This is a genomic window from Desulfobaculum sp., assembly GCF_054921475.1.
In genome coordinates, this window is sequence record NZ_JBUDSW010000195.1 from 1 (window position 1) to 7129 (window position 7129).

The following is a 7129-nucleotide window of genomic DNA, read 5'->3' on the forward strand; positions in this document are numbered from 1 at the left end:
ATATCTTTTTACCTCTTGAGGGAGTTGTCGGTGTAGCCAATGTAGCCTGCGGGGCTGGTCTTGGCCTGCATGGCGATGCCGATGACCACGGTGGCCGCAAAGACGAGCCAGCCGAAGGACACGATGCTGATGAGCGAGTAGCCGCCGTACAGGGCCTTCAGGTCGCCAACGAGGTTGGTGACGAAGAGGAAGCCCAGCATGGGCACGGTGACGAAGCGCAAGCACACGCTCCAGACCGTACCTACATAGAATTCGGAGTTGCGGTTCACGTGGTCGCGAACCACATCAAGGTTGCACAGCCACGTGATAAGGAAGATCTCCACAACTGCGCCGCCCATGATGCCGAAGTTGTTGATGAAGTGGTCGACAATGTCGAGGATGAGCAGGCCCGCGCCGGAGCAGAACACCAGCGAGACCACAAAGCCCGTGCCGCAGATGATGTTGACGGTCTTGCGGCGGGTCCATTCCATCTTGTCCATGAAGGCCGAGATGCAGGCCTCAACAATGGAGATGTGCGAGCTGATGCCGGCCATGGTCAGCGCCAGGAAGAACAGCGTGCCAAACACGGCGGGCATGGGCATCAGGTTGATGGCGGTTGGGATGGTGATAAAGGCCAGTCCCACGCCGCCGGACACCACTTCGTTGACACCAACGCCCTGCTTGGCGGCCATGTAGCCGAGGACGGCAAAGATCATCACGCCGGCGGCCATGGAGAAGCCACAGTTGATGAACACCGTCATGCAGGCGTTATTGTTGATGTCGGACTTCTTGGGCAGGTAGCTGGAGTAGGCGATCATGATGGCGAAGCCGATGGACAGGGTGAAGAAAATCTGTCCGTAGGCGGCCACCCAGACCTTATAGTTGCTCAGTGCGCTGAAGTCGGGCTTGAAGAGCCAGTTGAGGCCTTCATTGGCGCCGGGCAGGGTCACCACCCGGAAAATCATGACCATCAGCAGGATGAACAGCGTGGGCATCAGCACCTTGACGGCGCGCTCAATGCCAGCCTTCACGCCGGAGATGCAGGCCGCCCACGTTACGCCCCATGCGACAATGGTGGCAACGAGGATGATCGGCCGCAGGCTGCCCAGTTCAAAGGGCGAGCCCGTCAGCGCGAGGAATTCGCCAAAGAAGAAATCCTTGGGCGCGGTTCCCCATGCCTGCGTGACGGCAAAGCCGGTGTAGGCGATGGACCAGCCGATGATCGCCACGTAGTACACGGCGATAACAGCGGCAACCAGCACCTGCATCCACCCCAGCCACTCCCACTTGGGATTGATGGCGGCAAAAGTCTTGGGAGCGCTGCCGCGGAATTTGTGGCCAAGGCCGAATTCAAGGATCATGAAGGGGATGCCAGCAGTCAGCATGGCAAAGATGTACGGAATCAGAAATGCGCCACCGCCGTTTTCATACGCCATGTACGGAAAACGCCAGATGTTGCCGAGGCCGATGGCAGAGCCGACGGCCGCGAGGATGAAACCGATCCTCGAACCCCACTGTTCTCTTTCAGTCATTATTCACCTTCCCTATGCGATTAGGTTCTGCTGAACCGGGAGAGCCCATTGCATACCCCTGAGGTGTGCAACCCCTTTTGGGTTCGTCTCGGTTCGTTATGCACCGTCGGGGCACGGTGCCGGTTTTGTTGAGAAAGCTCCCTCCCAAGTGGAACTTTTCACAACGAAACCACAGTCCTGAAACCCCGATTGTGGATAAGCATTGCTGAATACCCCTGTTGATGCACAAAGTCTAGAGACAAATTCACATTACAGGGTCACTTTTGCCAGAAAACGCCCATAACAGGCGACTTTTGCGCCCGTTTTGGTCTGGTTCTGGCGCAAAATGCGTCGTTTTGCGCCGGTGATCGGGGATGGCGCTGGCGGTGTGTGAACCGGCGTGTTCAAAGTGCTTTTTTTATAGTAGAAAAGCAGCAGGAATGTATGCCCAGACTCTGTACTCTCTGCACGGGAGGGCTTGTGGTCACGTCCTGCGCGAATGTGCTTTCGAAAGGGAAAAATGGCTGTTCCCAGTACCTGTTGCCGGTTGCTGGGCGCGATGTGGTGCCCGCTGTTGCCACGGCGTTGTCCCTCTATGATGCGTGGGGCGTGTGCCCGACGTTTTGGGTGGATGACGGCGCGGCGGCGGATGTGCTGGCGCGGATTTTTCCGGGCGGCGTACGGCATGTGACGTCGCCCCTTCCGCCCCCGCGGGAGATGGCCGCAGACGCCCCGCGCGGAGCTGTGCGGCTGGTGCTGACGCCGGGACTGCGCGCGTGCGGCGCGCCGCCGACAGCGCCGGGCACTGGCGGCATGGAACTTTCCGCTGACGGGGGCGGCCCTGCGGCGTGGCTGTGCCGTGGCGGCGGCGACGCGTGGGAACGCGCGCCGCGGGGGGCGCTGTGCCAGCCCGAGGCCGTTACCGACGGCGCCTGTTTTGTGGACCACCGCGACGCCGCCGTGGTCATGAACGCCATGGTCGCGCCGCGCCGCACCCTTGGCGCGCCCATTCCCATAGAGGCCCTGCGCGGCGCGCATCGGGACTGGGCGGACCTTGTCCGCCGCGCGCTCCTCGCCATCCACCGCAAGGCCCCGGACTTTTTGGGGGTTGGCGTTCCGCCCGAGTGGCTGACCCACGAGCATATCCTTCTTGCCGACGACAGGCACCCCATGCCCCTGTTGCGCGTTCCCCAACTGCCCGTACGCCTTGACGGCACATGGGTGGCCTATGTCCCCAAGGTCCACTGTCCGCCGTCTGTGGTGCACGCTGCGCAAACGGGCGCGCCGCCGTATGCGCTGAATGCCCAGCCAGGGCCGCCGGTGGCGCAGGAGGCCCGCGCCCTTGCCGACGGGGGGGAGGCGGCTCGCGCAATCCGCCTGCTGGACGCGGCCCTTGCGGCCAACCGTCACGACCGCGCCGCCGTGCTGACCTTGGCGGGGCTTTTGCGGGGGCTTGGAAGCGACGCGGACCTGTTGCAGGTGTTGGCCTTTCATCTTGATGAAATGCCGGACGATGAGGAAGCCCGGAGCATGAGCAACGACGCCCTGCGGCGGCAGTTTGATGCCCAGTGCGCGTCCTGCACGGTGTCGGATGCGGGGTACCGCGCACGCGGGTACGCGCTGACGGCCATCGTTTCCACCTACGCCTCTGCGGCGTTTATTGCCGAGAGCTTAGCGGACCTTGAGGCGCAGAGTATGGCGCAGGATATGGAAATCATCGTCATCGACGCGGCCTCGCCCGAGGGGGAGGCCGCAGTGGTGGCGGATTTTCAGAAGCGCTATGGCAATATCAGGTATATCCGCACGCCGGAGCGCATCAGCATTTACGCGGCGTGGAACCTTGGGGTGCACCGTGCGGCGGGGCAGTACATTATGCCCATGAGTACCAATGACAGGCTGGCCCCCACAGCGTGCGAGGTGCTGTGCGCCGCCCTTGAGGCCGCACCCACCGCGCAGCTGGCCTTTGGCGATACGCGGCTTACCGAGGAGCCGCACGGCACCTTTGACAGCCACACGCCCACCCTGCGCGATGGCGGGGCGTGGGTGTGGCCGGAGTATGTGTTTGAGCACAATTTAGTGTCGTGCACGGTGGGACCGCATCCGGTGTGGCGGCGCGCGGCGCATGAGGTGTTTGGGTATTTTGACACACGCTATACGGCCCTTGGGGATCAGGATTTCTTTTTGCGTGTGGGGCGGGTGTCCGCCCATGTGCACGTGCCGGAGTATACCGGATTGGCATGGCTGAGTCAGGACGCGCTGTCCGATGCGAGCAAAACCCAGAGCGAACTGCTGCAGATACGCCACCGCCACCGCGCCATCCATGTGCGCGACGTGCTGGAGATGCAGGTCTTCACGGCCTTCATGCAGGAGGTGGCGGACCTCGCCCAGCGCGACGTGCGCGGCGCGCTCCAGCGGCTGACGGCTGACGGCGGACGGTTGGCGGACCAGAGCATGGTGCGCGACTTGGTGCGAAGCTTCCGGACGGTGCTCTAGGAGGACGCGATGAACGCGGCAGAGGCGCCCAGTGCGGGCCAGCGCAAGCCGGGCGGAGTGTTGCAGGCAGAGCTCTCCAGTCGGTGCACCCTGCGCTGCGTCACGTGCCTGCGCGGGAACTTTCCGGAGCAGTGGATTGATGCGGACATGCCGCCGGAAATCTGCGGGGCCATGCTGGATGCGGCGGAGCACTTTTCCGCCGTGCACGTGCAGGGCTGGGGCGAATCCCTTATGCGCGGGGATGTTCCAGACCGCGTCGCCCAGCTGAAGGCGCGGGGCGTCCTTGTGAGCCTGTCCACCAATGGCGTTCTCCTGTCCCGCGATGGTACGCGGGAGCTTGTGGCGGCCGGGGTGGATTCCATGGCCGTCAGCCTTGCCGGGGCCGACGCCGCAACGCAGGACCCCTTGCGCGGCGAGGGAACCTTTGCCGCGGCGACTCAGGCCATCCGGGATATCGCAGCCGCGCGGGGCCGGGGGACATTCCCGCCGCTGCTGGTCAACCTGCTCATCACGCCGCGCACCCTTGCCGATTTGCCGCGCGCAGTGCGGCTGTGCGCGGAGCTTGGCGCGGACCGTGTGGTGTGCACGAATATGGTCCATGTGTGCTGCTCCGCCCAGCAGCGCCTTGTGGCCTATGACCGGGGGCGGCAGTGGTGGCCGGTGGCACTGGCGCGCTGGGCAGCCATAGTGTCCCACGTGGAGCTTGCCGCGCCGCACCTGCGGACTGAGGAACTGCCCGTCTGTCCCAAGAATCCGTTGGAAAACGCCTACCTTGCCGCCGACGGGACGGTGTCGCCCTGCGTGTATCTGTGCCCGCCCATGCGCGGCGAGTATCCGCGCCTGACGCCAGCGGGCTGGGGCGAGGCCGCGCGGGTGGGCTTTGGCTCCCTTGCGACGTCATCCTTTTCCGAGATATGGGATGCGCCGGGCTATGTGGCCTTTCGCGAGGCCTTTTCGCGGCGCACGGCTCTGTACGACGCCTTGACCGCCCACATCGGCACGGACTTTGACAGTGCCGCCCGCCTTGCGGAGGTTGCGCACGCCTTGCGCACGGCCTTTGCCACCACCCATCAGCCCCCGCCCCCATGCCGGGGGTGCCCGCACCTTTGTGGCGTCTAACCGCCACCCCCTCTGTCACCCGCCAGTGCAAAGCCTGCACGAAGGGTGAATACAGCCTATAGATAAGCCTATATAGACGCAAAATGATGCAGTAGCGCCGCGGCACGATGCGAGTGATGTGCAAAGGGCGTCAAAACCGCATGCGTGGTACGGTGTCTTCCTGTTGCGAAAGACGTCCGGTGCATATGGAAAAGGCGTTGACACGAAAAGGGCACTATATATAGTCGGTCCGAAACGATGTGGAGGACTGATACCGTCGTGAACCCAAGAGGCATACGCCGGACATACGGACTGCGACTGTGTCTGGTGGCGCTCGCTGTCATTGTGGCGGCGTGTGGCCCGGACGGGCGCGGCATGGACGAGCCTGCGACCATTCATGGTGGCGCGGGCGGTTCGGTGTTTGCCGGGGCGGATGTTGTGGTGCGCGACTATGCCACCGGCGAGGAAGTGGGCACCGGCACCACAACCGAGGCCGGGCATTATGAGATTGCCCACATCCCCCATGGCGGCCCCTACAGGGTGGAACTCAGCGGCGGCGTGGAAAAGCGCGCGGCCCTTGGTGGCGGGGAAACACGCCTCGCCATGAAAACATCAGTCTTTGGCATCGTCCCCCATGCAGAGGGCAAGACCCTGTGCCAAATCTCCCCCCTCTCCCAGTTAGCGTATTGGATTGCGCGTGGCCGGTGCCCTGATGGGCAACTGACGCGGCAGGCCATGGACTATGCCGTGGCCCTTGTTGCGGGCACCACAGGCGTGGATGTTTTGGTGGACCACCCCGTGGGCGAGGCGGAGATGGACGACGACGCCATCATCGCCGTGGCGCTGACCAAGGCGGGCATCCGCCAATTGGAGCGCGCCGTGCGGGATGTGGCGGGCGAAGCCGCTGCGCCGGCGCATATGCGCTTTACCTGCATGGTGGCAATGCTGGGGCAGGATATGGCCGACGGCGTGGCCGACGGGCACGTGGACCCGTTGGTGTGGGACGCCGTGGCACATGACCTGCGCATGACGCCCGAGGACGCCCAGTGGTACGAGGCCGAGCTTGCGCCGTTAGCCGCGGCCATGGCGCAGTCCTTTCGCGCGCGTATGGCCGACCTTGGCGGGGAAGGGTACGCCGAGGTGGCTTCCGTGGTGCTTGATGACATCGACGCGGAGAATCCGGGACTTCTGTCCCTTGAGCGCAAGGCGGCCCTGCGGGAGCGGCTGTTGGCGGATGGGGGCAGTGATGTGGACCTGAACCCCGTGGTGGCGGTCCGCGCGGCCTTTGCTGGCGGCGTGACGCAGTGGAATCTTGCGCCTGAGGACGGCCCCTACGCCCGCCGCGCCATGACCTGCCTGCTGCAGCGCGCGGATGAATCCACCGAGGCGATTGGCGGCGGGGCGCGCATCACGGCTGAGGTGGAGGGCCCCATGGCCGACGCCCTGCGCGTGGAACAGGTCCAGGGCGGAGCGTGCGCCGTGGTCTGCGATTGGAGTGGGATGGACAGTGTCCCCGGGCGCAACGACGTGACAATAACTGTGCGTCTTGAGGATGGGCGCCAGCTGCGCTGCCAGTTGGCGGTGAACCTGCGCCGCGGCGCAACCTTGAGCGAACTGCGCCTTGGCGGGTTTGTGTGGGATGATGCCGAGCGTTTTGCCGGTGGGCTGGACCTTGCCGCTGGGCAGCTGGGGTATGATTCTACGGACGCGTTCGGACATGATTTGTACAGCAGTCAGCCCTTGCCTGTGCGGGTGGACTGCCTTTTTGCCGGGGACGTTCGCGCCGGGCGCGAGGAGGTTGTGCTGTCCGTGGACCGGGGCCGCCTGTATAACCCGCAGACCGAAACGTGGGAAACTGAGCGGCGCATTGTGTGCGAGGGCGGCGATGAGGCCATTTGGACGCTGTGCACCTACCGCACGCCTCCGCCGCCATGGGACGGCGCGCAGGTCACCCTGCGCGCCCAGAGTGTGACAGCGCCGTCTGTGACCGCGGAGCGCCGCTTTACCCTGTGGCGCGACGGCAGGGCGCTGGCGCAGGTGTGGCCGGC

Annotated in this window: 4 protein-coding genes; 3 read left to right on the forward strand and 1 reads right to left on the reverse strand. The window is 64.5% G+C overall.

Going from position 1 to position 7129, the window contains the following annotated elements:
* Window positions 1-8: 8 nt before the first annotated feature.
* Complete coding sequence (locus ACY69P_RS12235) at window positions 9-1511, reverse strand: sodium-dependent transporter (RefSeq protein WP_404846091.1); 1503 nt, start codon at window positions 1509-1511, stop codon at window positions 9-11.
* A 423-nt stretch (window positions 1512-1934) separates the two neighbouring features.
* On the opposite strand from ACY69P_RS12235, the gene ACY69P_RS12240 reads away from it, so the two are divergent.
* From ACY69P_RS12240 to ACY69P_RS12250, 3 genes are all read left to right on the forward strand, one after another.
* Window positions 1935-3983 (forward strand): glycosyltransferase, encoded by a 2049-nt coding sequence (locus ACY69P_RS12240; protein ID WP_462327671.1) that lies wholly within the window; start codon window positions 1935-1937, stop codon window positions 3981-3983.
* Window positions 3984-3992: 9 nt separating this feature from the next.
* The gene (locus ACY69P_RS12245; RefSeq protein ID WP_462327672.1) at window positions 3993-5102 is read left to right on the forward strand and encodes a radical SAM/SPASM domain-containing protein; all 1110 of its coding nucleotides are present in this window, start codon (window positions 3993-3995) and stop codon (window positions 5100-5102) included.
* A gap of 354 nt (window positions 5103-5456) precedes the next feature.
* On the forward strand, window positions 5457-7129 hold a 1673-nt coding region (locus tag ACY69P_RS12250), incomplete at its 3' end, for a carboxypeptidase-like regulatory domain-containing protein (RefSeq protein WP_462327673.1).

What these genes read in the sequence shown, in the direction of transcription:
- ACY69P_RS12235 (WP_404846091.1), bottom strand. Translation starts at nt 1,511, where the DNA reads ATGACTGAAAGAGAACAGTGGGGTTCGAGGATCGGTTTCATCCTCGCG.
- ACY69P_RS12240 (WP_462327671.1), top strand. Translation starts at nt 1,935, where the DNA reads ATGCCCAGACTCTGTACTCTCTGCACGGGAGGGCTTGTGGTCACGTCC.
- ACY69P_RS12245 (WP_462327672.1), top strand. Translation starts at nt 3,993, where the DNA reads ATGAACGCGGCAGAGGCGCCCAGTGCGGGCCAGCGCAAGCCGGGCGGA.